This is a genomic window from Pontibacter virosus, assembly GCF_003096355.1.
Taxonomy (GTDB): domain Bacteria; phylum Bacteroidota; class Bacteroidia; order Cytophagales; family Hymenobacteraceae; genus Pontibacter; species Pontibacter virosus.
In genome coordinates this window covers 104,273-127,286 of sequence record NZ_QEKI01000014.1, presented here as the reverse complement: position 1 = coordinate 127,286, position 23,014 = coordinate 104,273, and the positions used below count along the sequence as shown (strand labels likewise).

The window sequence follows — 23,014 nt, the reverse complement described above, 5'->3', positions numbered from 1 at the left end:
TGATCTTTTCCAGATCCAGCTCGTTTTTCTCTTCCATGGTGACTGTGTTAAAGGTAATACTGCTAATCCTTTGACACAGTTTATTTTACAGCCTCTTTAAGTTTCACGCTGCACTGCCACTTAGCCTAAGTATATCTTCAATTGATGATGCACAAGCAAACAGCAATGTAAGCAGTAGAGCAAGGATGTTTTGATTAGGGATTTTTAGGTCATACCTAAGTTATTAACGAGAAGTGAAGTACGTTTGGTTGTACAGTATAACGCAACCAACAGCTTCTCATATGGTGGTGTTATACGCTCTATACAGTTCTATAGAGTTGCAATGTCAACTGTGAATCCCAAATCAATTAATTCTTTCACCTCATTACCTTCTTCATCGTAACCAACTGTAGTTTGCCAATCAGATAGTTCATGCGCTGTGGTATGCAGGATGATAATGTGTCCTTTGTAGGTCGTATACTCAGCCTTAATTAAATAAGAGTTTTCAATTGTGAAGTAAATCAAATATTCATCAGCACCCATAAACTTTAAATCTTCTATTTTAAAGTTCAACACTGATTTACTGTCAACATCGTCACATGCATCTTTGGCTACGATAAAGGTGTTTCTCACCTTCTCTCCCTTGGCGTGCTTCACTAATTTCTGGTTTTTCATCAGGTTGGTAACTGACATTTCACCATATTTTTTCAAAATGTGCTTTAGTATATCTTTATTCATTAATCAATATGTTATTCTTATTTTCGTTTGTGATTTCTTATCTGTTTGAAATTTTATTCATCAGCTAAAATTCCAGATATTATATCCTTTCTTAATTCTATTAGATACTTCTGTTTAATGTCATTTATTTTAATTCTGAAATCCAAATCAACGACCTCTTCTCTTAAATAAACAGCCCTGAGTTCGCATTTGAAATCATCTTTTAATAAATCCATGGCTTTTTTTGTCTTTGGGTAATAATCCCACAAGTAATCGCTTCTCAACCATTTTAAATCTTCGTGGTCTTCAAGTTCTTCTACACCGACACCTTCTTTAACAGCTATAAAGGAATCAAAACCAGCATAATCACTTGAATAAATAACTACTAATACTTCATCATCCTCATCATTGATTGAGTATTCGCATTCTATTTCTTTCAAATATTCTTTTATGAGAATGGATTCGGATATTTCAAAATTTGTCATATTCTAAACTGTATTTTATGAATTCATAAATTCTTCATCACTTAGCAGTTCTTTAAGTTGTATGTTCCTGTCACGTAACATGATATAGCTTTTAATATCTATTTCAATCGCATAGAAAGCATCCCTATTTTCTCTACCTTTTCTGTCAATTGCTTTGATATTAGAATAGGTTATACAGTGCATCATAAGCTTCTTATCTTCTATAAATGGTACTGCTTCAACTAAACATTCTCCGACTGGTTCACCCTCATCTTCACCTTCACAGAAGGTAATATTATAGATATCATCCTCATAATTATCTTCACTATAGTAGTATGTCATTTGAGAAGTATCTAACTTTTCTTCATTGTGATAATACTTTATTTTCTGTAACTCATTTCTTAAAAGTTCAGCAGCTTCTTTTAATGTAATATTTACAAATTCCTCATTGCGATGCTCGGGCAATAAAGAAGCTGCTGCTATCTCTTGCTCCTGTTTATACTCAGCTTCTACATCTCTTTCCACTAAATAGAATTCTATGACCTCTACACCTATTCCTTTTGACTCAAAACTATCTGCTACTTTATCCACACTGTTTTCTGATGTGTAGACTTTCTGTTTAGATACATCATCTGAAAAGGTTTGCTTATCGTGATGCATAAAATCATTCTCTGTACCTGCTTTTTTAATCTTGTAAACTATGTGCTTCATGTATTAGTAATGAGTTAATATTTATTGATTTCTATACTGCAAATGTACAAATAAATTAAAGCAAATCAAAGTGTAACATTCTGATTATCAGATACAAACATATTATATATATTTGCATAACAACTTAATAGTGATGATTATCAGTCAGTTAATATAGCAATGGTGCTATGTTTAGACATAAATAAATTTTTTATTTGGCTAAAAATTTTTTATGCCTGGTAAAATGTAATGTATAACAGATTATAGTATATCATTATGTTGTATAAAGTGAGTCAACCAGTAGTATTAAAAGAGAGGCAACAAAAAAGCTACCTGTTACAGTAGCTTTTTTTCAATGTCTGATATACAAGCATGCTTTGGCGGCATCACATGTCAAATAGTAGATTTATAATAAAGCTTCTTCTTTTACATAGCTATATAGAGTCGGCTTTGATATACCCATCATCTCACAAATAGCATCTACTGAATGTTGCTTCTCCTGATAAAGCTTAACTGTTAATTTTATTTTTTCTTTGTTCATTTTCTTTGGTCGACCACCGACACGACCTCTTGCTCTTGCTGCTGCGAGACCAGCTTGGGTACGCTCCTGAATAAGATTCCGCTCGAACTCAGCCATCGAAGCAAAAATGTGGAAGATAAGCTTACCTGTTGCGGTAGAAGTATCAATCGACTCCTGTAAGCTTTTGAGTGCGATACCCTCGCTTTCCAAGTAGTTCATCCACTCGATTAAATCTTTCAAAGAACGTCCGAGCCTGTCCAGCCTCCATATGACTAAAGTATCACCACGTCTCAATATTTCCTTTAGCTTGGACAAAGCTGGTCTTTCAGACACAGTGCCTGAGATTTTGTCTGTGAAGATTTTCTCGCAGCCTGCTTGGGTGAGTGAATCGTGTTGCAGGTCCACGTTCTGAAGAACAGTAGAGACCCTTGCGTATCCTATCAGCATAAAGAACAGATTTAGTTAAATATCTCGTTATTCAAATATAATAATTTACTTTGAATAACTTACTGGGTTTCTTTACTTTTTAATTTGCCTATACGTCCAGCCAAGAGCATTGGAGTTTTAGAGTGTGAGCAGTTAAGAAAACATTCGTTTTCCTGCATGTACAATAAGGCATAATGCTACTGTCCTGCCTCTTGTATAGTATGTCTGTTGGGAGTTCAGCGTAAAAGGGTAGACTGTGAAAAAAGGATTATTGCAGTAACTTTAACTCTCGCATGAACCGCAACAGTTTTTAGCAACAGCGAACACTTTATGAGTCTTCTAAACAAATTCCACACCCTTATCATTCTGGTAGCGGTACTGCTTGGGTTGCTGCTTACACAGATACCTCTTGTAGAAGCGCATGCAGCCTCTTTCATCATCCCGTTCCTGATGCTCATGCTTTACGGCTTGTTCTTAGCCATGCCGCTACGAGGGCTAAAGCAAGGGTTCCTGCATAAGAGGTTCGTGACCATAAGCCTTCTTATCAACTTCGTCTGGACACCGCTGCTGGCGTACCTGTTAGGTTATCTTTTCCTGTCAGACCAGCAGGCTCTTTGGATTGGATTCGTCATGCTGATGGTAACACCCTGCACCGACTGGTACATCATCTTCACGGGTATATCGAAAGGAAACACAGTGCTGGCTGCTGCCATACTGCCCCTTAACCTGTTGTTGCAGGTGGTTCTGCTGCCTGTTTACCTGCTGCTGTTCTTTAACCAGACAGGCATGCTGCCGATAGAGGCACTGCTTGAAGGCATCCTGCTGGTCATTGCCGTTCCCTTCGGGCTTGCACAAGCCACAAGATTTTTCATGCTCAGTTCAAGAAGGCAGACGATGTTCCAGGACAGGTTGCTTCCGTTCTTTGAGTCCATGCAAATCGTATTTCTTGGTCTTGCCATTACGGCAATGTTCGCATCGGAGGGAAAACTGCTGCTTGGCAATTTGGAGGTACTGTATGTTATGCTCATACCACTGCTCATTTTCTTCATCATAAACTTTGTTCTCAGCAGACTTGCAGGTAGGTGGGCAGGGTTCAGCTACGCAGATTCTGTTAGCCTAAGCCTGACCACGCTGGCAAGAAACTCTCCTGTTTCACTGGCAATAGCTGTTGCTGCATTCCCTGACACACCATTGATTGCGTTGGCACTGATTGTTGGTCCACTGGTAGAACTACCAGTTTTAGGTCTGTTTTCACAGGCTCTGCTGCTCTTTAGGAGGAAGTTGGTCAGTAAGTAATCAACAGGGGCTGCTCAGGTGCTTGAACAGCCCCTGTTGTTTTAGTAAAGTATTTCCTCTTACTTCTTAATCATACCTCGGTATATAATAATGTGCATCATTCATGTGTAGATTGAGGCATCCATAGAAAGTCCTTGGCTCTATCTAAGAAGTAGATTCATGGCTACTTCGCCAATTTCAGAATCCTGAACGCTCCCCTGATAACGATTACAAAGACAACAGCACCTACAATCAGGTCAGGTAAGGCTGAATCCGTTAACAGAACCAATACACCAGCCAGGATAACGCCACCGTTGATGATGATGTCATTCGATGTGAAAATCATCGTTGCCTGCATGTGCGCTTCCTTGCTTTTGCTCTTTTGCAACAGGTAAAGGCAGAGCGCATTTGCAGCAAGAGCAAGAATGGACACCACTATCATAGTGCCGAAGTCTGGCATCGGTTCATCTCCGATTACCCTGCGCACTACCTCTATAAACCCGACCGCAGCCAGCGTAAGCTGAAAGTAACCGCTTGCCTTTGCTATGCTTTTCTTCCTGGTGGCAGTACTGCCTACCGCAAACAGGCTCAACCCGTACACCAGTGCATCGGCAAGCATGTCCAGGCTATCAGCGACCAGCCCCATGGATTTGGAGAAGATACCCGTGGTCATTTCCACTACGAAGAACCCGAAGTTAATCAGCAGCACGGTCCACAGAAGCTTCCTCTGACCCTGTGCATCCTCTGCCACAAAATCCTCTTCTGTGCTTTCGGTTGAGAGCAGGGAAGAGCCTAAGCCGAGTTCATTGATATGGGCTTCTATGGTTTCAAGTTCACCAGAATGAAAAATGGTTACCTCTCGCTTCTGCAAGTCGAAGTCCATGCTTTTAACTGCGGTTACGCCATCAAGCTTCATGCGCACCATGTTCTCTTCAGAGGCGCAGTCCATGTGCTGTATTTTAAAAGTAGATTTTTCCATAGCGGTAACTATAAAATGTTCAGTTTAATGCCACCGTTTATTACCCTGCCATCCACGGGCGCATAAATCTCATTGAAATCAGGGTTTCTCATGCTGCCAGTATAGATGCTGCCGAACCTGCTTTGCCTGGTGTCGAAGATGTTTTCGAAATTGAGGAACAGGGAAAACCTCTCGAACATTTTCTCTATCATCACTCCGTTTATCCAGTAATCACGCCCTCTGCTGCCATCTGTCAACCGCTGTGGGGAGAAGTAGTAGGCTTCCAGACCGATGCGGAAGTTGTCCTCCTTTTCCAGCATCAGCACCGTGTTCACCCGATGCTTGGGCGTAAGCGGCATGTCATTCACTTCTCCGTTGTAGTGCTGCCTGGCATCGGTGTAGGTGTAGCCAAGGAACAGCTTCGCCCACTCGTAGCCTAACTTCATGTTGGTCTCCACGCCTTTGGTGTCCACGTACCCGTTGGCGTTCTGAAACTCATAAAGGTTGTCTGGTCGCAGCGTGAGGATGAGCGGACTGTTCATATAAGTATAAAAGAACATGTGGTTGATGCTGAAGGTGACCTCTTCCCCGATGAAGGTGCTGTAGTTGATGTCAGCGTTGCCCCCGATGGAGGTCTCCGCCTCTGTTTGGCTGATGTTGAGCGGAAGGATGTTGCGGAAGGTGATGTCCTCTGCCTCCTGCGTAAAGATGGTCGGGGTCTTGTAGCCCATGCCACCACCGATACGGGAAGTAAGTCTGTCGCTTAGCTTGAACAGAGCCGATACCCTGGGCAGCACAAAAAGCCCTTTGGTCTTGTTGGCTGGCGTAGGGGTGACATAGTCGGTTCTTAGTCCCGATTCCAATACAAACCATTCCGCAGGCGTGAACGTGTTCTGGGCAAAAGCGCCAACGATGGTGTTATCATAATCCCTTGCTCCAACGGCATCGGCACTTCGCTCCGAGAAGTTGTCTGTCCAGAGGTTTGCGCCTATCACCCAATCCGTTCTCCCTCTATCGAGGCTGTATGCTACCTCGCTGAAACTGGCGGTCTGCTTTCCATCAAAATCATAGTCAGGCACTGCGATGTCTCGGTTGAAGAAACTCAGGCTGTTTTTTACCGATAGCAGGGAGTTTTCTGACAAACGATGCTCTAAGTCAAACTGCGTTGATAGGCGTTCCGTGTTGTTCTGCTCAAAGTAGAAATCGCCTTCATCATTCTCAGCGATGTAGCGCATGTCGCCCCCCAGGCGGTCTTCCTGCGATGCGTTAACACCCAAAGAAAGCGTTGTGCGGTCACTTGGGTAATAGTAGAGTGTGGGGTTTGCGGTGTAGCGCTCAAACTCTGGAATGGCAGAGAAGCCGATATCGGCAGGGTCATAGGCTTGGTTGGCGTTTCTGGATGCAAATACGGTGACTCCGAATTTCCCGAACCTCTTGCCGTAGAAACCGCTCAGGTCAAGCCCGTTCGCACTGGTAACGTTCGCCATCAGGCTCAGTTCTCCTTCATCGGTCGGCTTTTTGGTAATAAGGTTGACAAGACCAGCTATCGCACCGCCACCGTAGAGGGTGGAGGAACTGCCCTTGATTACCTCCACCTGGTAGAGGTTGAGGGGAGGAATCTGCATGATGCTCAGCCCGCTGGAAAAGCCTGAGTAGAGCGGAAACCCATCCTGTAGTATCTGCGTGTAGCGCCCATCCAAGCCTTGGATGCGGATGTTGGCATTGGCGCTGGTAGCGGATGTCTGCTGCGTCATGATACCCGTGCTTTCACTGAGCAGCATGCGGATGTCGCCTGGCTTCATGTTCGCTTTCTCGCCAAGTTCTTCCAGCGTGATGGCTTCCACTCGGGTAGGTAGCTTCTCAATAGTACGGCTGCTACGGGTGGTGGTGACCACTACTTCTTCCAGTTCTTCACCGCTTGGTTCCAACAGCACCACCAGCGGAGTTGCCTGGGCAAACGGAAAACGAAGCGTGTCCAGCCTGTCCTCGTAACCGATGAAGCCGAACCTGATGATGTGGGTGCCATCGGGGATGTTGCTCAGTTCAAGTTCACCGTTGGCATCGGCAGTTGCACCAATCGCTGTACCGTATACGGCAGCAGTTGCTCCGAGCAGTGGAGCATTCGTTTCGCTATCTCTGATGATGGCTTTGAGCGAGTTTTGGCTATATGCCAGGGTATTGCTCAGCAATAGGAGCAATACAATTATGCATTTCTTCATTCTGGGTTAATCTAACGCTATAATAGAAAAAGGTACGGTACAGGAATGCACCGCACAGAACTACAATGTTATGGCATTAGCTTAGCTTCGGGGGCTGCCAGAAGGAATGGTAGAACTGGGGAAACAGGCTTTGCCTGTAGCCTGGGTGGTGGACTGAGCTATGTGAAAACAAAGAGGCTGGCTCAAGGGTGAAGTCATACACCGTAAAACCGATACAGGTTGAGCAGCTGTAGAAAGGGGAGCAGACTTCTGTATCTGCGTCATGATTATCCGCTTGTTCGGTCTTTTTACTATCGATTTCGCAGATATCGGAGATGCAGCAAGGCGAAACCGAGAGCAAAGTTACTAATAGTGCTAATATGATAGTCAGAGCTTTCACAATGCAAAGATACGGCTTCTAATCTTAATGCTCAAGGCTTTGCGTAGCTATGTATAGTGGGATTTAGTATCCGTGGGAAGTTTGACTGAATATGATAGGCAGTTATTAACTTACATATTATCTCCTTATCAACGCTTGTATGAAGATTTCAAAATACTCCCAGGCATCGGCTCTGTGGCTCGACTACCAAAAAGCTCTGACAGGCTACATACTGAGCAGAGTAAAAGACACGGACGCTTCCAATGAAATCATGCAGGAGGTGCTAATGAAGATTTACAGTGCCTGCTGCTCCGACAGGGAAATACAAAAGCTTGACTCGTGGTTGTTCCAGATTGCCAACCACGCCATCGTGGACTATTGGCGCAGGCAAAAGAAGTTTACCGATGAAATACCTGAGCCGAGCCAGGAGGAAGAGAACCAAGTATGGCGTGAGCTGGCTGAGTACGTGGAGCCGCTAATCAACCTGCTGCCCGAGAAGTACGCACGCCCCCTGTACCTCTCGGACATCGAAGGGGTGAAGCAGGCTGACATTGCCGAGCAGTTGAACCTGGGTCTGAGTGCCGCCAAGAGCCGTATCCAGCGAGCCAGGGAAATGCTTCAAAAGGAGATACAGACCTGCTGCACGATGGAGACCGATGCCAGCGGCAACGTCATTGGGTTCAGCGTGAAGGAAAGCTGCGAGCCGTTGCAGCGCCACAGGAAAAAAATCGAGTGAATCCTGCGTCTTTTCCGAGGCTGGTCAGTCTTCCTTACAAACAAGAACTAAACGTAAGATTGACACAGCCATGAAAAGATTTCACGTACACGTCAGAGTAAAAAATTTAGGTGAGAGCATCGCCTTCTACAACGCCTTGTTCGGCACGGATGCCACCGTGGTCAAGCCCGACTACGCCAAGTGGATGCTGGAAGACCCACGGGTGAACTTCGCCATCTCCACAGGACATGCGGAAACGGGTATCGAGCATCTGGGCTTGCAAGTGGACACCGATGAAGAGTTGCAGGATGTCTACGTCAACATGCAGAACGCCAAAGGCACGGTGTTCGAGGAAGGCGAATGCACCTGCTGCTACTCCAAGAGCCAGAAGTCATGGATAACAGACCCGCAGGGAGTGGATTGGGAAGCCTTCTACACACACGGCACCGCCACGGTGTACGGAGAAGGCATCAATGCCAGACCTGCACCCGAGGTGATGGAGAAATGGGATGGCAACGATGGGATTGACGCACTTGTCTCCGAGGCGGTAGAAGCGCCTGCCTGCGATGGAAGCTGCTCTATAAAATAAAGTTATCACAGGGCTTACATGATTTGCAAGGGAGGCGGTACGGCAAGTGCTGCCTCCCTTGGTTTTAAGCGATAATTTCGAAAATAACAGCGGAACTTCTTTTCCCTTTTTAAAGTTCATCGTAATATTGCAATCAACCGATTAGAAGCTATGGGATTGACGAAAACCGAACACTACACGGAGGCGCAAAACAAGACTGCCCTCCTGCTCAAAGCCTTGGGGCATCCAGCGAGAGTCGCCATCATCGAACACCTGCTCAAAGCCAAATCCTGCGTGTGCGGTGACATCGTGAGCGAACTGCCACTGGCGCAGGCAACGGTCTCGCAGCACCTGAAAGAACTCAAGAACGCTGGCATCATCAAAGGCACGGTGGAGGGCAACGCTGTCTGCTACTGCCTGGACGAAAGAGCAATCGAGTATCTGAACGGCTACTTTGCTGCCCTGCTGGATGGCGTCAGAAGCCAGAACACTGCCTGTTGCTAAACAAGAGAACACACGATTAATAGTTAAACATATAATAGCATGAAACTATCAGAGGTAAAGCACATTCTGCAAACAGCCAAAGCGGTGGACTTCGAGTTGGAAAACGGCACGAAAGTGCCAGAACATTTCCACGTGACCGAGGTGGGTGTGGTGACCAAGCACTTCATCGACTGTGGTGGAACGGTGCGCACCGAGAAGGTGGCGAACTTCCAGCTATGGGATGCCAACGACTTTGACCACCGATTAAAGCCTCAGAAACTGCTTAATATCATCGCCCTGTCGGAGAAAGCCCTGGGCATAGAGGACCTGGACATTGAAGTGGAATACCAAGGGGAGACCATTGGCAAGTACGACCTTGGCTATAACGGGAATCACTTCGTGCTACTTTCCAAAACGACCAATTGCCTTGCCCCAGACAAGTGCGGTATCCCGAAAGAGAAACTGAGAATCAACCTCAGAGAGATACAGTCGGGCAACACCTGCACACCAGGAGGTGGCTGCTGCTAAGCAGCCAGTGTTCCCTCATAATTTCCATCCAACCCAAAGGACAACATGAGTAAGATAGCTCTTTTCAGTGACATCCACGCCAACCTGCCTGCGTTAGAGGCGTTCTTCGAGGACGTGGACAACAGGAAACCAGATTTTATCTACTGCCTCGGAGACCTGGTGGGCTACAACATCTGGGCAAACGAGGTGGTGGACGAAATACGCAGGCGCAACATCCCGACCATTGCAGGCAACTACGACTTTGGCATCGGCAGGGAAAGCAATGACTGCGGCTGCGCCTATAAAACGGACGAGGAAAAAGCCAACGGCTCCGTTTCCATCTCCTTTACCAACGACATCATCAAGCCCGAGCAACGCCAGTACCTGCGAACACTGCCAGCGCACTTGAAAGTGGAGTACCAGTTGAACAACGACAAACTGAACCTATTGCTGGTGCATGGCAGCCCAAGGAAGATAAACGAGTACCTGTTTGAAGACCGAGACGAAAAGAGCCTGCTGCGCATCATGAAGGACGCTGATGCCGACATCCTGTGCTTCGGGCATACCCATAAGCCGTATCATCGCATACTGAACTCAGGTGAGGATGGCAACAACCATTACCGCCACGCCATCAACATCGGCTCTGTGGGCAAGCCCAAGGATGGCGACAACCGTGGGGGCTACGTGATGCTCACGATAAACGATAAGAGTTCCGTGCTGGATAAGGACAGCGTGGAGGTGGAGTTCATCCGCTTCAAATATGACTATGAGAAGGCAGCCCGAGCCATTGAGGACTGCATCCTGCCCAATGCCTATGCTGAGAATCTGAGAAAAGGCTGCTAAAAGGATAACGATATGAGCGCTACCAACTGTACACCTACCCACAATCGAAAGAAACTGAGTTTTCTTGACCGCTACCTGACCCTGTGGATATTTCTTGCCATGTTCCTGGGCGTGGGCATCGGCTATTTCCTGCCCGAGTCCTCCACCTTCATCAACTCTTTTTCCAGCGGCACCACCAACATCCCCTTAGCCATCGGGCTGATACTGATGATGTACCCTCCGCTGGCGAAGGTGCGCTATGAGAAGATGGGCGAGGTGTTCCGAAACGTGAAGATTCTGAGCATCTCCCTGCTGCTGAATTGGGTTATCGGTCCGCTGCTGATGTTCTTTCTGGCGATACTGTTTTTCCACAACGAGCCAGAGTACATGATAGGGCTGATACTGATAGGCATCGCCCGATGCATTGCCATGGTTATCGTGTGGAACGAACTGGCAGAAGGAAACAGAGAATATGCGGCTGGTCTGGTGGCACTCAACAGCATCTTCCAGATTTTCTTTTACAGTCTGTATACCTACCTGTTCATCTCGGTGCTTCCTCCGTACTTCGGGGTCAACAGCATCGAGATTGACATCACCATCGGGCAGATAGCCGAGAGCGTGCTGATTTATCTGGGCATCCCGTTCTTCGCTGGTATTGTGAGCCGCTATGCGCTGATAAGCTGGAAAGGACTTGACTGGTTCAACAACAAATACATCCCGTTCATATCGCCCATTACACTCATCGCCCTGCTTTTTACCATCGTGCTGATGTTCAGCCTGAAAGGCGACACCATTGTGAACATACCATTCGATGTGCTGAAATTAGCCGTGCCGCTGGTGCTGTACTTTGCCATCATGTTCGTGGTCAGCTTTGTGGTTGGCAAGAAATTGGGAGCGGATTATTCCAAGAACACCGCTATTTCCTTCACCGCTACGGGCAATAACTTCGAGTTAGCCATAGCCGTTGCCATCGGTATCTTCGGCATCAATTCAGGTCAGGCGTTTGCTGGCGTGATTGGACCGCTGGTGGAAGTGCCAGCGCTGATATTGCTGGTTAACGTTGCCTTCTGGTTTAAACGGAAGTGGTACAGCAAGGAGCAGGAACTTATTACTTCCTGAAAGCCATCTCAAACTACTCGGGCTACCCATGCAGCCCAAGTATGCTAAGCAAAAAGGTGGCGCTTGTAGGTCACCTTTTTGTATTAGTGCCACTAACCAGCGCAGCAACTCATCTTCTTCACATCTTTTGTAAAGGACATGGCTGCCAGCTTCACGCCCTCTGCCAGCGTCAGGTACGGGTGGAGAGCCGAGGCGAGTTCCTTCACCGTAATATTGTACTTGATGGCAAGGCTCAACTCCATTGTTAGCTCGCTGCCCTCAGGAGCCACTATCCTGGCACCCAACAAATGGTCGGTCTCGGTGTTGCGAATCAGTTTGATGAAGCCACGTGTATCCAGGGCGGCAATGCTGCGGGGAACCTCCGATAAGGGCATAACGGTTGCTTCGTAGGGGATGCCTCTTTCTTCTGCCTGTCGCTCGTCCATACCCACGCCTGCCACCTGAGGGTCTGTAAACACCACCCACGGCAGCACGTTGTAATCAACTTCAATCTTTGCCCCTTGGAAGGCGTTTCCCACCGCTGTTGTGCCTTCATAGGCGGCTGTGTAAACGAACTGCGGGAGGGTGTTCACGTCACCGATGGCATAGATGTTCGGCACATTCGTTTCAAGGTACTCGTTAACTACCACATGCCCTTTTCTGCCTGTTACCACGCCAGCCTTCTCCAAGCCTAAGTTCTCAGTGTTTGCTCTCCTTCCTGTCGCAATGACAACGTGTGAGGCTTCGAGGTGATGGACTTGCCCGTTGTACTCAAGTTCAGCATTAACAATACTGTTTTCCTGCCAAACACGCTTGATGGCAGCACCCGTTTTTATCTCTATGCCTTCATCGGTCAGGTGCTTTGTCAGTTCATCCGTGATGTCATGACCCTCTTTTACAAGCACTCTGTCATATGACATCACAACAGTGACCTTAGTGCCTAAGCGGTTATATAACTGCGCTATCTCCAAGCCGATGTAGCCACCACCTATGACGATTAGCGACTCTGGCTGCTCTTCCACATCAAAGAGCGTGTCACTGGTCAGGTACGGAACATTTGAAAGACCTTCAATGGATGGGAGAGCCGTAGTGGAGCCAGTAGCGATAACTATCTTTATTCCTTCATATACCTCTCCCTTTACTGTTATGGTATTCTTGTCCACAAACTGAGCATTCCCTTCCAGCACGGTCACGTTTTGCAGGTCTGCCAGAAGGCTTAGATACTTGCGGCTCTGCATCTCCGACACAAGTGCCTTCTTCTGCTGGATAATACTTTTGAAGGCGATTTCAGCCCCTTTTGGCTGCACCCCATCAAACGGAGAGTGCATGGCATGCCGCACGCTTTCGGCTGCCCTGATAAGGAATTTGGAAGGTACGCAGCCCACGTTCACGCATGTGCCGCCCAAAGGCAAGCCCCCGTTCACCATAAGCGTTGAGAGTTGGAGTTCGTTCGCTTTGATGGCTGCGGCAAATGCAGCGGAACCTCCCCCGATGATGATTAGGTCAAACTGTCGTTTCATTGCTATCTTTCCTTTTGGTCTGTTACCTTATAGCCAGTTTTCAGAATGGCTTCCCTGATGGCTGATACACTGGTCTTGGTGCTGTCGTACTCTACCACGGCATTGCCATTGTCATAGGATGCCTTCGCCCTGAAGATACCGTTCAGCGCATTCACCTCCTGCTCCACGTGCGCCTCACATCCGCTGCACGTCATGCCGCTGATTTTGAACTCCACAGTACTATTCATGTTGATGCCTGCTACTGGTGTCTGCGCTTCCTGCTTCGGGAATTGGTAGAAGACATGGGAGAAGGAGGGGAAGGCAAGCATCACGGCAGCGAAGGCTGTAACCAGCGCCAGAAAGGTCTTTGACTGGAAAAAGCCTTTCCTGTCCGTTTCGCAGCCGCAGTCGTCTTGACTGGATGTCCGTAGCCGCTGATACCACGCCAACCCGAGAACCAGCACGGTGACCCCCATCAGCACATAGCGGTACGGCTCAAGGAATGCGAATGACGATGCCAGACCGCTGGTGCCAGCAACCAGAGCCAACAGGGGCGTGATGCAGCAAAGGGAGGCTGCAAGTGCGCTCAGCACGCCTAAGCCGAGGAATCTGTTATTTGATTTCATGCCAGTTCGAATATTTTGTTGCCTTCCAGCAGCTTGAAGAATGGTCTGAGCAGTTGCTCGTACTGCGGGGTGAGCGAATAAAAGATAGTTTTGCCTTCTTTTCGGGGCTTAATGAGGTCTCGGTCTTTGAGTTTGCGCAGGTGCTGCGACACGGCAGAAACGGTGATGCCAAGCACATCGCTCATATCGCACACGCAGAGTCTTTGTTCCTCATAGAGCAGGAAGAGTATCTTCAGCCTCACATTGTTGCCTGCCAGTTCAAGCCCTTGGGATAGTTCATCAAAGGAGCCGCTGAGTTCTGTTACACGCTCCTTGCACCTTTTTATTTGGCTTTCGTCCGCTTCTTCTCTTATACAGGTGATTTTCATTATGTCAGTTTATCATTTAAGCAAACGCTAAAATAACGAAAAATTTCATGATGTTTTACCAGTAGGGAGAAAGGGTTAATTTTTTTGAACAACCATTTTCATTCACATTACCTAAACCTGGTTATTGAGACCAGATGTGTCTAACGGTCGCTGCGAATGACGTTGAGAAGCTTCTGGAATTAGAACCAGGTAGACAAGCAATTAGAGTATTCAACATGCGCCTAAAAAGAAAAGGTGCCACTATCTACAACCGCTACCATTGTTTTGACCTCTCAGACGTTATGTTTAAACAGATTTAGATATCAGATAATGCTCACGCTGCTGGAACGACATGAGCATTATCAATCTATATTTTTAATCTTGGAGGCTTAGTTGTTCTTCTTTCATAGCCGATAACATTCGAATTTGATAAAGTTTCGTGGTAATTACTTTCGAGGTAGTTGATACGTCCTTTTTCTTATACCCTTGTAGTACTTCACTGTCTTTACTCCCAAGCATATCTAATATCGTTTGGTCTTCAAAACCTTGTAGCTTCCAATAATTGATGAAACGTCTACGATTACAGTGGGATGAAAATAGATTATGTTTAAAATCAACCAATTTTTCTCTTTCCTCAAATCTCTCTTTCACATACGCCATTGGTTCTTGATATAAGTCGTAATGTTTATAAAACTCCCCCAATAATGGCTTTATATCTCTATTATAAACTCCCTCAACCATATGGTTCATTTTATAATCATACCTCTCCAAGATTTCTTCGATGCGGCTGTCTAATTCAAAGGGAATTACATAATTCCCCTCATTCTTCTCGGTCTCACCAGTCAGTACTTTACGTCCGTTAATGTTCTTAACAACCCATGAGGATGCATATATGTCTCCGTATCTTAAACCTGTGCAACATTGGAATACTGTCAAATCAATCATGCGCTTTTTAGCATCTGATACTTGTTGCCTGTACTCATTGTAGAGCAGCTCTATTTCGGAATCCTCTAAATAGATTATGGTGTCCTTTGACTTTCTATAAACATCATAACTTTTGTATATAAGATTAACATTCTTAACCTTCTTAATCTCTATACACCAGTCGATGAATTGTTTTAACTTTTTTACTTGCCCACCGAAAGTGTTATTTACCATTTTTACTTTTTTGGGCATTCTATTAAACATGAGATAGGTGCCATATTTATTATAGAAATCATAGTCTAATTGAGAAAATAACAGAGGCGTATTGGTCTGTTGACTAAACTCTATCAAGTTAGATACCCATGATTTGTATTGCCCATAACATGGTTGCTTTTCATACATTTTGGGGAATTCTAACAATAGTTTTTTAAACTCAACTTCTTCCTCATTGAGTTCTGTTATAACTCCCTCGGCTTTATATTGCTCTAACTCTCTATCAAGCTCAGTGAGGGTTTTGGAGAGCGCCTTTTTTTTCTCAACTGCCTCTTCAGCACTAAAAATAGAATGGAGTTTTTTTGCCTTAACGATTGTGTTTTCTCGTTGTTCGATGGCAGCCTGCCTAACTTCTTCGGCTTTGATTTCTTCCAATCTATGCAGATATAAATCTTTGACTCTTTTAAAAGATTTATCGGGAGAGGCTGCCGCTACGTCTTCCAACACCTGTGAGTGGGTTCTAATAAGATTGTTCAGAACATTGTAGTTTGATTTTGTCTTTTTCATCAAACCAGATTCTGTGTCAAAATCATTTTTGTCGACAGATATAACTTTGCCATCTGGGGTTTTTAGTGATATATTGTGCGGAACTCCACCAATCGTGTAGCGAATGGTTAAGGGGTGTAGACCATTTTTATTTTTCTTAGCTGTTAGTGAACCTTTGACTGTAAAACTCATATTTGGCTATGTGTCTAAATTACAACTATATAAAAACATTCAAATATAGTTAATATGTCACTAAAAACCATTGAATCTTCACTAACAGCAGTCTAAAATATGTCTTTAATAGCTAATTATAGAGGTTTTGAGTTTGGTGTGAATCCCAGCGGGATCACTTCTAAAAAGCCTCAAACCTGTGTTTGAGGCTTTTTTTGTTTTTACCGTTTTCAAGTATCTCAAACCCTTTGGGGAATTTCGAGTTTAAATGCCTTAGCTTACCTAAAGTCTATACATGGAAAACTTTGTCAAAATTCAGGTGCCGGTTACTATTTCTTACCCTGCTTTAGAGAGTGTACTCAGGAAGCAGCTGGTGGGGGAATACATACCCAAGCCCTCAGAAGATACCAATGCAACTCCATACGCACAGATTCTGGATGTCGGGCTGGCCGGCAGCAGCTCCGGAACAGGTGACATTATTCTAAGGGTCAGGATCCGGATTTTAAGAACCATCCTCAAGCGCGACAACGTGGACCTGTATGTGCAGGCGACTCCGGGCTACGACAACGCCACGCAGCAGGTATACATCCGCAGGTTCAATATGCAGGCACAGACTTCCAGCCGCTTCTATAATTCCTCGCTCGAGGTGCTGGTCAACAAGGTTGCCTACAACCAGATCATTCAGAAGGCCAGGGTAAACGTGCAGCAAATTGTTGCGGGCGAACTGACCAAGGCAAACGGTATGCTGGAAACAGGTATGGAGCTGAAGGGGCTTAAGCTAACCGGGGCAGTGGAGGAAGTGCGGGTGCAGGATATCACGCCTAAATCTAACCGAATGTTTTTGAATCTGGAGCTGCAGGCGAAAATGGAAGTGGATGTGTTTGACCTGAGCGAATTGCTACCTGCTTAGCCGAATCTTTCAGTGTGAAAGTGCTTCTGACTAAGTTTACTTGCTATTTTATTTTCGATGAAACACAAATTTCACCAACCAGTTAAAGCTTTGATGCTTAGGTAGATTAAACCAAAATGCCGTTGGAGCGTTGTATACAGATAACCAATATAGACAGGGAGGTTTGCGAATTAAGGAAAAAGCCCTACTTTTGCACTCCCAACACGGGAAACAAATAGTACTGATTCTGTAGCTCAGCTGGTAGAGCAATACACTTTTAATGTATGGGTCCTGGGTTCGAATCCCAGCGGGATCACAAACAAGAAAGGCTTCTTACGAAACGTAGAAAGCCTTTCTTGTTTTACCCATACAAGGTATTCAAATATCGGCACTGGTCATATTCAGATTGGTCTGTTGGGTGGCTGTTTCATTTCTTCCCAGCTTGTCTTGCTCCACTTTCTCCAGGTAATGCACCAATTCCAAAGTACGGTTAATAACTGCCATGTCTGGTTGGTATACCTGCTCGTCGGGAGCAACATGGCCCTGTGGCGCTATCTTGTTGTGTAGCACTTTCAGGTACGTAATGTAGCTGTCAACCTGACTGCCGATGTAGGTGAAAAAATCCGGATTTTCGGTGGCCTGGTCCAGAAAGCCAGCCTTCTGATTCTCAGCATCGCGAATCTCCTTGTAAACCACTTGAGCAGCCTCTTCTTTAGAAAGATTCTGCATCTGCAGTTCAACTAAAAATTTGTCATAATCGAATTCCATCTGATATAGTTTGCCCGTGGGGTGTGTCAGGCTATTGCAATGACAATACTACTGTATACTTAGTTCGCTGTGTGGATTTATTCTGTTTTGTAAAGCGTTTCAAACAGCTTGTACTTGTATTGCTTATACTCCTGCAAAACTGCTACCATGGCAAAAATGGTCAAAGCAATCACCACCGGATACACCATGTACAGCATCGGGTGTAGGAGCGGTAGAAACAGCAAACCGAGCAGTAGGATGGAGATGAAACTGTACAGGTATGAGGTCTTGGCACTGAAGCTCAGGATGCCGCCTTTTACCATTTTAGGGCTTGTGAAGGAAGCAATGATACCAATCGGAGTCAACACCAGGACAGCGGCAGCGTACATCAGCAAAATAAAGGTCGCCTGCTCGTGGTTAAAGAAAGCTACATACAGCACGACAATGGCCGCGTCTATCAAAATGGGCATGCGTAGCGGTAGCAGGCTGGCCTTCAGAAATTCTTTGTAGCTTCCGGTAGCGCGTTCCGTTGTCAGCCACAGGTTTTTATAAAAGCCCCATACATTGTTGAACACGTAGGTATAGATCACGAGCGGACCCACGAACAACCAGAGGGATGCGTTCTTGTCGAGCATGTGGATGCCCTTGGCAGAGTATACCGTTGCGTCAATGCCGAGCATGAGCACCTTAAAGCCCAGCCCGAACAGGAGCAGTTGCTTCGCCATTTTGTGGTTTTTGAAGAGGCGCCAGCCCAGGCTACGACGGGCATCGTTGCTGTAGTTCACGGTGCGACGCTTTGGCTCGTAGGCCGCTTGCTCCAACAGGTAATTCGCGAGCATGAAAGAAGCCAGCGAGGCCAGGTGCACTACCAACATCATCACTGAATCAACAGGCTCAAACATGGGCGCACGAGCCTCCAGGGCTATAAAAGCACCCACCATGATCACAGCTCCCCAAAACGCACTGCCACGCCAGTTAATGCGCCGCTCAATAAAGACCTGTAGTGACCGTCGTGTTATGTGCGCTGTCAGAAATACAAGGAAACTCTGCGCAAGGTGCAACGCCGTATAGTCAGGCGACATCATGCAGAGCAAAAGCAGGAAGTTGAGCAGCACAAAGTAGAAGGGGGACACCAACTCTACGATCAGTTCAGTCCAGAAGCGCTTGAGCGGTTTAATGGGGTAAATACGGTTAATGAAATCTGCTTTCGGGATGTAGGCCGGGAAAAAGCCACGCAATATCGTAAAAGACAGCAGCAGCAGGTTGGTATAGCCCAGCATCTGGCTGACATCCATATTCAGTCCGCCTTCACGGGCCTGCTGCAGCAGGTACGTAATCAGCCAGGCGTAGAAAGCCGACAGCACAATGCCCAGCGCAAGCAGGAGCACCCGTTGCATTTTCTTTTGCCGGAAATAGCTGTTCAGTCTTGCCTTGCAGGAATATAAAATCAGATCCATTTTTTTAGTTAAAAGTTGAGAGTTATGAGTTGTATAACTTTTAACTCTTCACTAATTCAACATCCAGTCGATGTCGGCGTCTGCGGCAGTGTGGTGCGGGAGCAGTAGCTGGAACAAGGCCTGATCGATCAGCGCCTCGCCGTTCATGGTGAACTCCTGCACCGACCCGTTATACATCAACTGTCCGTCATTCAGTACCCCAATGTGCGTGGCCACACGCTCTACGTAGTTCAGGTCATGCGACGAGATAAGCACCACGCGGCTTGGCGTGCTGTAGTTGCGGATCAGCTTCACGAGCAGTTGGGCGGCGATCGGGTCGAGGCCCGTGAAGGGCTCGTCCAGGATGAGCACGCGTGGTTTGTGCAGGATGGCAGCTACGATGCCCACTTTCTTTTTCATGCCGGTAGAGTAGCCCGCAATATTTTTGTGCAGCGACTCACGCTCCGTGAAAAAGTAATTCGTCAGGCTGTTGATGCGCTGCTGCGCTTCGTCTTCAGGCAACTTATACAATTTCGCCACAAAGTTGAGGTACTCCAAGCCCGTGAACTCCTCTATCAGAGGATTGTCTTCGCAAAGGGCGCCCAAGTCCTGCTTCACCTCCAGTGGGTTGCTCAGGTAATCCTTTCCAAAAAGCGAAATAGTGCCGCTATCAGGCTTTATGAGATCGAGAATGCTGTTGAGAAAGGTACTTTTGCCAACGCCGTTTTTTCCTAACAGGCAGTAGCACTGGCCTTGTTCTATTGTCATGTCAAGCGATTGCAATACATGTTTGTTGCCATACGCTTTGGATAGTCCTTTTATCTCTACACTCATACACTCCCTGGCTAAATATTGTAATATAACTATTCTTAATGAACGTATAAATTTAGGTATACCCCGGAAATAGTCCAAACTTTAAATGCGAAACTTAAGCTTGAGGCCACCAACGTCCTTAAAACTTTATGCGCTGTTGTGCTAAACCAACATTGTTCGCTATGCATATGGTTTCGGTACTTCTTAAATGTTTTTCATTTTTTCAGACTTGCTCGCACAAGCATTTCAGTACCAAAGCATTGTAGTAGTAATGTTAGCTTAACAGCAAGATATAATTTATGTTTTTAGGCTTATCTAAAATTAAGTATAAGTAAATCTAAACTTTTATTTAAGTTTGCCTCGTATTATAGTTTAAGATTAGTAAGAGAGATGAAACACCTATACCTGGTTTGTATCTTAGCAGCCATTCCTTATATAACTCTGGCCCAGATCGGCATAATAAAGGGGCAGGTAATGGCAGGAGAGGGGCCCGCTGCCTTTGCCAGCATCGGTCTTGTGGGAACCAGCACAGGGACCACTGCTGATGAAAAGGGGTATTTTGAGTTAGAACAAGTGCCCGTAGGAGTGCAGAAACTGAGTGTGTCCGCAATTGGATTTAGGACGCAGAATCTGTCGGTGACTGTAAAAGCAGGTGAAATAACTGTTGTCGAAGCACATCTGCAGCCGCAGGATGCTCGTTTGCGCGAAGTAGTAGTGTCAGGCACCATGCGGGAGACTTATTTGCTGGAGTCGCCTGTACCAGTGGAGGTTTATACTCCGAAATATTTTCAGAAAAACCCGACACCGGCAATTTTTGAGGCGCTTGAGATCGTGAACGGGGTGCAGCCCCAGATCAACTGCAGCGTATGCGGCACCGGCGACATCCACATCAACGGGATGGAGGGGGCCTATACCATGGTGCTGATCGACGGGATGCCAATTGTGAGTGCCCTGTCCACGGTATACGGGCTGAGCGGAATACCCAACAGTCTGATTGAGCGGGTGGAAGTAGTGAAGGGGCCAGCCTCTACTTTGTACGGCTCTGAAGCGGTGGCGGGGCTCATCAACATCATCACCAAAAGTCCAGCCACGGCGCCACGCCTTTCTGCCGATTTATTCTATACCTCGCACCGGGAGCTGAATGCAGACATCGGGTATAGCAAGCGATGGAACGGTATCTCGACCATGCTGAGCACCAATTATTTCCGATTTGCTGACCGGCGCGATGTGAACGGGGATAACTTTACGGATATACCGCTGCAGCATCGCTTTTCGATGTTCAACAAATGGAGCCTGAACCGTCCGGAAAACCGGGTAGCTAACCTGGCGGCCCGCTGTTACTATGAAGACCGTTTTGGTGGGGAGATGCCATGGCAGCCTAAGCACCGGGGCGGCGACCAGGTATACGGTGAGTCAGTCTATACCAGTCGTTACGAAGTGCTGGGAAACTACCAGTTGCCTATACCTGAGAACCTGCTAATCAGCTTTTCTTACAATGATCATCAGCAGAACGCCGCCTACGGCACGACACTTTACAAAGGGCACCAGCGCGTAGGTTTCGGGCAACTGGTATGGGACCGTAACCTGGGGGCAAAACATAAACTGCTGCTCGGGACCACCTACCGCTATACCTGGTACGATGACAGTACGCCCGCCACGCAGCACGGTGAGGGGGTGTCTGCTGAAAACAAACCGGATCGCATTTCGCTGCCCGGAGCATTTGCGCAGCATGAGTATAAAGCCACCGATAATTTCACCCTGCTCTCCGGCTTGCGTTACGACTACCACTCGGCACACGGTGGCATCTTCTCTCCTCGCCTGAGCATGCGTTGGGCTCCAAACGAAGACAATATCTTTAGACTCAGCATGGGCAATGGCTATCGCGTGGTCAATCTGTTCACAGAAGACCATGCTGCCCTCACTGGCGCCCGCGAAGTGATTATCCGGAATGAGCTGAAACCGGAACAGTCTTACAACGCCAACCTGAATTACCAGCGCTACATTCCGCTTGGCAGTGGTTTTCTGAACCTGGAGGGGGCGGTGTTCTATACCTATTTCACGAACAAAATCGTTGCTGATTTTCTGACTAGCAACACGCAGATCTTCTACGACAACCTGAGCGGGCACGCCATCTCCAAAGGTATAGCCTTGAACACAGAACTGGCCTTTACATTCCCACTTCGCCTGCACGCTGGCGTCACCCTGATGGATGTATATCAGGTACAGCGTACTCCTGAGCAAGGGGAGGAGCGGATTCCGCAATTACATGCCCCCCGTTTTTCGGGCACTTTCACTGTCTCGTACCAACTCAGGCAGCTCGGCCTCACATTGGACTACACAGGCAGTGTGAAAGGGCCGATGTACCTGCCAGTTCAGGAAAATGATTTCAGGCCAGAGAAGTCGCCTTGGTTTAGTTTGCAGAACCTGCAAGCCACGAAGGCCGTGGGAGAGGGGCTGGAACTATATGGGGGTGTAAAAAACCTGCTGAACTTTATGCCTAAGCATCCGCTCATGCGTCCCTTCGACCCATTTGATCGGCAGGTAGAGGTCGATAACCCGCACGGCTACAGCTTCGACACGGAGTACAATTACGCCCCCATGCAGGGCCGGCGGTTTTTCCTGGGCATTCGCTATACCTTGCCGCAGTAGCTATCGGCCTGACTGTTTGAGGTATAAGGTATAGACCTTAACAGGATAGCGTAGCCTGTGTTAAAAAAATGGACTTGTGGAAGCCTGTCTGTTGCAATTCTCAATTCTGCAGTATACTTTTGCAAACCTAATCAGCTGCGCACGTGGTGAAACTGGTAGACACGCCATCTTGAGGGGGTGGTGCCTTCGGGTGTGGGAGTTCGAATCTCCCCGCGCGCACATCAAAAGCTCTGTTCTTAACTGAATGGGGCTTTTTTTATGTCTTTTGCAATTGTTTCAGGTATAGCAAAGTCACCCTTTGAAGTCGAAGATCCCGGACTTGGTTCGGGAGGGGCGGGGAATGTCAATCATGCAC

General features: G+C 46.7%; 22 protein-coding genes and 2 tRNA genes. 11 read left to right on the top strand and 13 right to left on the bottom strand.

From position 1 onward, the window contains the following. Window positions 1–309: 309 nt before the first annotated feature. From C8E01_RS17355 to C8E01_RS17340, 4 genes are all read right to left on the bottom strand, one after another. Window positions 310–717, bottom strand: coding sequence for a hypothetical protein (locus tag C8E01_RS17355; RefSeq protein ID WP_116544725.1), 408 nt, complete (start codon window positions 715–717; stop codon window positions 310–312). Window positions 718–770: 53 nt separating this feature from the next. Further along, a complete protein-coding gene (locus C8E01_RS17350) occupies window positions 771–1,181 on the bottom strand; it encodes a hypothetical protein (RefSeq protein ID WP_116544724.1) in 411 nt (136 codons plus the stop codon). Between the two features lie 15 nt (window positions 1,182–1,196). Further along, window positions 1,197–1,871: a hypothetical protein gene (locus C8E01_RS17345; RefSeq protein WP_116544723.1), complete on the bottom strand. Its 675-nt coding sequence runs from the start codon at window positions 1,869–1,871 to the stop codon at window positions 1,197–1,199. Between the two features lie 385 nt (window positions 1,872–2,256). Next, window positions 2,257–2,817: a recombinase family protein gene (locus C8E01_RS17340; RefSeq protein WP_116544722.1), complete on the bottom strand. Its 561-nt coding sequence runs from the start codon at window positions 2,815–2,817 to the stop codon at window positions 2,257–2,259. Between the two features lie 309 nt (window positions 2,818–3,126). Here C8E01_RS17340 and C8E01_RS17335 point away from each other — a divergent pair, with 309 nt between their 5' ends. Further along, window positions 3,127–4,092, top strand: coding sequence for an arsenic resistance protein (locus C8E01_RS17335; RefSeq protein ID WP_116544721.1), 966 nt, complete (start codon window positions 3,127–3,129; stop codon window positions 4,090–4,092). Between the two features lie 163 nt (window positions 4,093–4,255). Here the strand turns inward: C8E01_RS17335 and C8E01_RS17330 are convergent, their stop codons facing one another. Both C8E01_RS17330 and C8E01_RS17325 read right to left on the bottom strand, forming a co-directional pair. Beyond that, a complete protein-coding gene (locus C8E01_RS17330) occupies window positions 4,256–5,050 on the bottom strand; it encodes a cation transporter (RefSeq protein WP_116544720.1) in 795 nt (264 codons plus the stop codon). Between the two features lie 8 nt (window positions 5,051–5,058). Then, the gene (locus tag C8E01_RS17325; protein ID WP_116544719.1) at window positions 5,059–7,248 is read right to left on the bottom strand and encodes a TonB-dependent receptor; all 2,190 of its coding nucleotides are present in this window, start codon (window positions 7,246–7,248) and stop codon (window positions 5,059–5,061) included. A gap of 518 nt (window positions 7,249–7,766) precedes the next feature. Here C8E01_RS17325 and C8E01_RS17320 point away from each other — a divergent pair. From C8E01_RS17320 to arsB, 6 genes are all read left to right on the top strand, one after another. Continuing rightward, window positions 7,767–8,342, top strand: coding sequence for a sigma-70 family RNA polymerase sigma factor (locus C8E01_RS17320; protein WP_116544718.1), 576 nt, complete (start codon window positions 7,767–7,769; stop codon window positions 8,340–8,342). Window positions 8,343–8,412: 70 nt separating this feature from the next. Beyond that, entirely contained in the window at window positions 8,413–8,910 is a 498-nt protein-coding gene (locus tag C8E01_RS17315; RefSeq protein ID WP_116544717.1) for a VOC family protein, read from the top strand. A 150-nt stretch (window positions 8,911–9,060) separates the two neighbouring features. Then, entirely contained in the window at window positions 9,061–9,393 is a 333-nt protein-coding gene (locus C8E01_RS17310; RefSeq protein WP_116544716.1) for an ArsR/SmtB family transcription factor, read from the top strand. Between the two features lie 39 nt (window positions 9,394–9,432). After that, on the top strand, window positions 9,433–9,900 hold the full coding sequence (locus C8E01_RS17305; RefSeq protein ID WP_116544715.1) for a DUF6428 family protein: 468 nt from the start codon (window positions 9,433–9,435) through the stop codon (window positions 9,898–9,900). 45 nt (window positions 9,901–9,945) lie between these two features. Continuing rightward, the gene (locus tag C8E01_RS17300) at window positions 9,946–10,722 is read left to right on the top strand and encodes a metallophosphoesterase family protein (protein WP_116544714.1); all 777 of its coding nucleotides are present in this window, start codon (window positions 9,946–9,948) and stop codon (window positions 10,720–10,722) included. 12 nt (window positions 10,723–10,734) lie between these two features. Beyond that, complete coding sequence (gene arsB / locus C8E01_RS17295; RefSeq protein ID WP_116544713.1) at window positions 10,735–11,820, top strand: ACR3 family arsenite efflux transporter; 1,086 nt, start codon at window positions 10,735–10,737, stop codon at window positions 11,818–11,820. A gap of 92 nt (window positions 11,821–11,912) precedes the next feature. Here the strand turns inward: arsB and merA are convergent, their stop codons facing one another. The 4 genes from merA to C8E01_RS17275 form a co-directional block, all read right to left on the bottom strand. After that, a complete protein-coding gene (gene merA / locus C8E01_RS17290) occupies window positions 11,913–13,319 on the bottom strand; it encodes a mercury(II) reductase (protein ID WP_116544712.1) in 1,407 nt (468 codons plus the stop codon). A gap of 2 nt (window positions 13,320–13,321) precedes the next feature. Further along, on the bottom strand, window positions 13,322–13,924 hold the full coding sequence (merTP, locus tag C8E01_RS17285) for a mercuric transport protein MerTP (RefSeq protein ID WP_116544711.1): 603 nt from the start codon (window positions 13,922–13,924) through the stop codon (window positions 13,322–13,324). After that, window positions 13,921–14,292 carry an ArsR/SmtB family transcription factor gene (locus C8E01_RS17280; RefSeq protein ID WP_394342110.1) on the bottom strand — a complete coding sequence of 124 codons (372 nt, stop codon included), beginning with the start codon at window positions 14,290–14,292 and terminating at the stop codon, window positions 13,921–13,923. The genes merTP and C8E01_RS17280 overlap by 4 nt, the downstream gene beginning before the upstream one ends. A gap of 354 nt (window positions 14,293–14,646) precedes the next feature. Then, window positions 14,647–16,146, bottom strand: coding sequence for a phage integrase SAM-like domain-containing protein (locus C8E01_RS17275; RefSeq protein ID WP_116544709.1), 1,500 nt, complete (start codon window positions 16,144–16,146; stop codon window positions 14,647–14,649). Window positions 16,147–16,420: 274 nt separating this feature from the next. On the opposite strand from C8E01_RS17275, the gene C8E01_RS17270 reads away from it, so the two are divergent. Together C8E01_RS17270 and C8E01_RS17265 are read left to right on the top strand one after the other, a co-directional pair. After that, window positions 16,421–17,035: a DUF4403 family protein gene (locus C8E01_RS17270; protein WP_116544708.1), complete on the top strand. Its 615-nt coding sequence runs from the start codon at window positions 16,421–16,423 to the stop codon at window positions 17,033–17,035. A 222-nt stretch (window positions 17,036–17,257) separates the two neighbouring features. Beyond that, window positions 17,258–17,330, top strand: a tRNA-Lys gene (locus C8E01_RS17265). A 62-nt stretch (window positions 17,331–17,392) separates the two neighbouring features. On the opposite strand, the gene C8E01_RS17260 is transcribed toward C8E01_RS17265, so the two are convergent. The 3 genes from C8E01_RS17260 to C8E01_RS17250 all read right to left on the bottom strand — a co-directional run bounded on the left by C8E01_RS17260 (window position 17,393) and on the right by C8E01_RS17250 (window position 20,031). Then, window positions 17,393–17,782: a hypothetical protein gene (locus C8E01_RS17260; protein WP_116544707.1), complete on the bottom strand. Its 390-nt coding sequence runs from the start codon at window positions 17,780–17,782 to the stop codon at window positions 17,393–17,395. Window positions 17,783–17,859: 77 nt separating this feature from the next. Continuing rightward, window positions 17,860–19,218: a hypothetical protein gene (locus C8E01_RS17255; protein WP_116544706.1), complete on the bottom strand. Its 1,359-nt coding sequence runs from the start codon at window positions 19,216–19,218 to the stop codon at window positions 17,860–17,862. Between the two features lie 51 nt (window positions 19,219–19,269). Further along, on the bottom strand, window positions 19,270–20,031 hold the full coding sequence (locus tag C8E01_RS17250; RefSeq protein ID WP_116544705.1) for an ABC transporter ATP-binding protein: 762 nt from the start codon (window positions 20,029–20,031) through the stop codon (window positions 19,270–19,272). A gap of 369 nt (window positions 20,032–20,400) precedes the next feature. On the opposite strand from C8E01_RS17250, the gene C8E01_RS17245 reads away from it, so the two are divergent. Together C8E01_RS17245 and C8E01_RS17240 are read left to right on the top strand one after the other, a co-directional pair. Then, the gene (locus tag C8E01_RS17245; RefSeq protein WP_116544704.1) at window positions 20,401–22,659 is read left to right on the top strand and encodes a TonB-dependent receptor; all 2,259 of its coding nucleotides are present in this window, start codon (window positions 20,401–20,403) and stop codon (window positions 22,657–22,659) included. Window positions 22,660–22,796: 137 nt separating this feature from the next. Next, a tRNA-Leu gene (locus C8E01_RS17240) sits at window positions 22,797–22,878 on the top strand. Window positions 22,879–23,014: the final 136 nt, after the last annotated feature.

Bases quoted from the DNA above. Each gene is read 5' to 3' on its own strand.
- C8E01_RS17355 (WP_116544725.1), bottom strand. From the start codon at position 717: ATGAATAAAGATATACTAAAGCACATTTTGAAAAAATATGGTGAAATG.
- C8E01_RS17350 (WP_116544724.1), bottom strand. From the start codon at position 1,181: ATGACAAATTTTGAAATATCCGAATCCATTCTCATAAAAGAATATTTG.
- C8E01_RS17345 (WP_116544723.1), bottom strand. From the start codon at position 1,871: ATGAAGCACATAGTTTACAAGATTAAAAAAGCAGGTACAGAGAATGAT.
- C8E01_RS17340 (WP_116544722.1), bottom strand. From the start codon at position 2,817: ATGCTGATAGGATACGCAAGGGTCTCTACTGTTCTTCAGAACGTGGAC.
- C8E01_RS17335 (WP_116544721.1), top strand. From the start codon at position 3,127: ATGAGTCTTCTAAACAAATTCCACACCCTTATCATTCTGGTAGCGGTA.
- C8E01_RS17330 (WP_116544720.1), bottom strand. From the start codon at position 5,050: ATGGAAAAATCTACTTTTAAAATACAGCACATGGACTGCGCCTCTGAA.
- C8E01_RS17325 (WP_116544719.1), bottom strand. From the start codon at position 7,248: ATGAAGAAATGCATAATTGTATTGCTCCTATTGCTGAGCAATACCCTG.
- C8E01_RS17320 (WP_116544718.1), top strand. From the start codon at position 7,767: ATGAAGATTTCAAAATACTCCCAGGCATCGGCTCTGTGGCTCGACTAC.
- C8E01_RS17315 (WP_116544717.1), top strand. From the start codon at position 8,413: ATGAAAAGATTTCACGTACACGTCAGAGTAAAAAATTTAGGTGAGAGC.
- C8E01_RS17310 (WP_116544716.1), top strand. From the start codon at position 9,061: ATGGGATTGACGAAAACCGAACACTACACGGAGGCGCAAAACAAGACT.
- C8E01_RS17305 (WP_116544715.1), top strand. From the start codon at position 9,433: ATGAAACTATCAGAGGTAAAGCACATTCTGCAAACAGCCAAAGCGGTG.
- C8E01_RS17300 (WP_116544714.1), top strand. From the start codon at position 9,946: ATGAGTAAGATAGCTCTTTTCAGTGACATCCACGCCAACCTGCCTGCG.
- arsB (WP_116544713.1), top strand. From the start codon at position 10,735: ATGAGCGCTACCAACTGTACACCTACCCACAATCGAAAGAAACTGAGT.
- merA (WP_116544712.1), bottom strand. From the start codon at position 13,319: ATGAAACGACAGTTTGACCTAATCATCATCGGGGGAGGTTCCGCTGCA.
- merTP (WP_116544711.1), bottom strand. From the start codon at position 13,924: ATGAAATCAAATAACAGATTCCTCGGCTTAGGCGTGCTGAGCGCACTT.
- C8E01_RS17280 (WP_394342110.1), bottom strand. From the start codon at position 14,292: ATGAAAATCACCTGTATAAGAGAAGAAGCGGACGAAAGCCAAATAAAA.
- C8E01_RS17275 (WP_116544709.1), bottom strand. From the start codon at position 16,146: ATGAGTTTTACAGTCAAAGGTTCACTAACAGCTAAGAAAAATAAAAAT.
- C8E01_RS17270 (WP_116544708.1), top strand. From the start codon at position 16,421: ATGGAAAACTTTGTCAAAATTCAGGTGCCGGTTACTATTTCTTACCCT.
- C8E01_RS17260 (WP_116544707.1), bottom strand. From the start codon at position 17,782: ATGGAATTCGATTATGACAAATTTTTAGTTGAACTGCAGATGCAGAAT.
- C8E01_RS17255 (WP_116544706.1), bottom strand. From the start codon at position 19,218: ATGGATCTGATTTTATATTCCTGCAAGGCAAGACTGAACAGCTATTTC.
- C8E01_RS17250 (WP_116544705.1), bottom strand. From the start codon at position 20,031: ATGAGTGTAGAGATAAAAGGACTATCCAAAGCGTATGGCAACAAACAT.
- C8E01_RS17245 (WP_116544704.1), top strand. From the start codon at position 20,401: ATGAAACACCTATACCTGGTTTGTATCTTAGCAGCCATTCCTTATATA.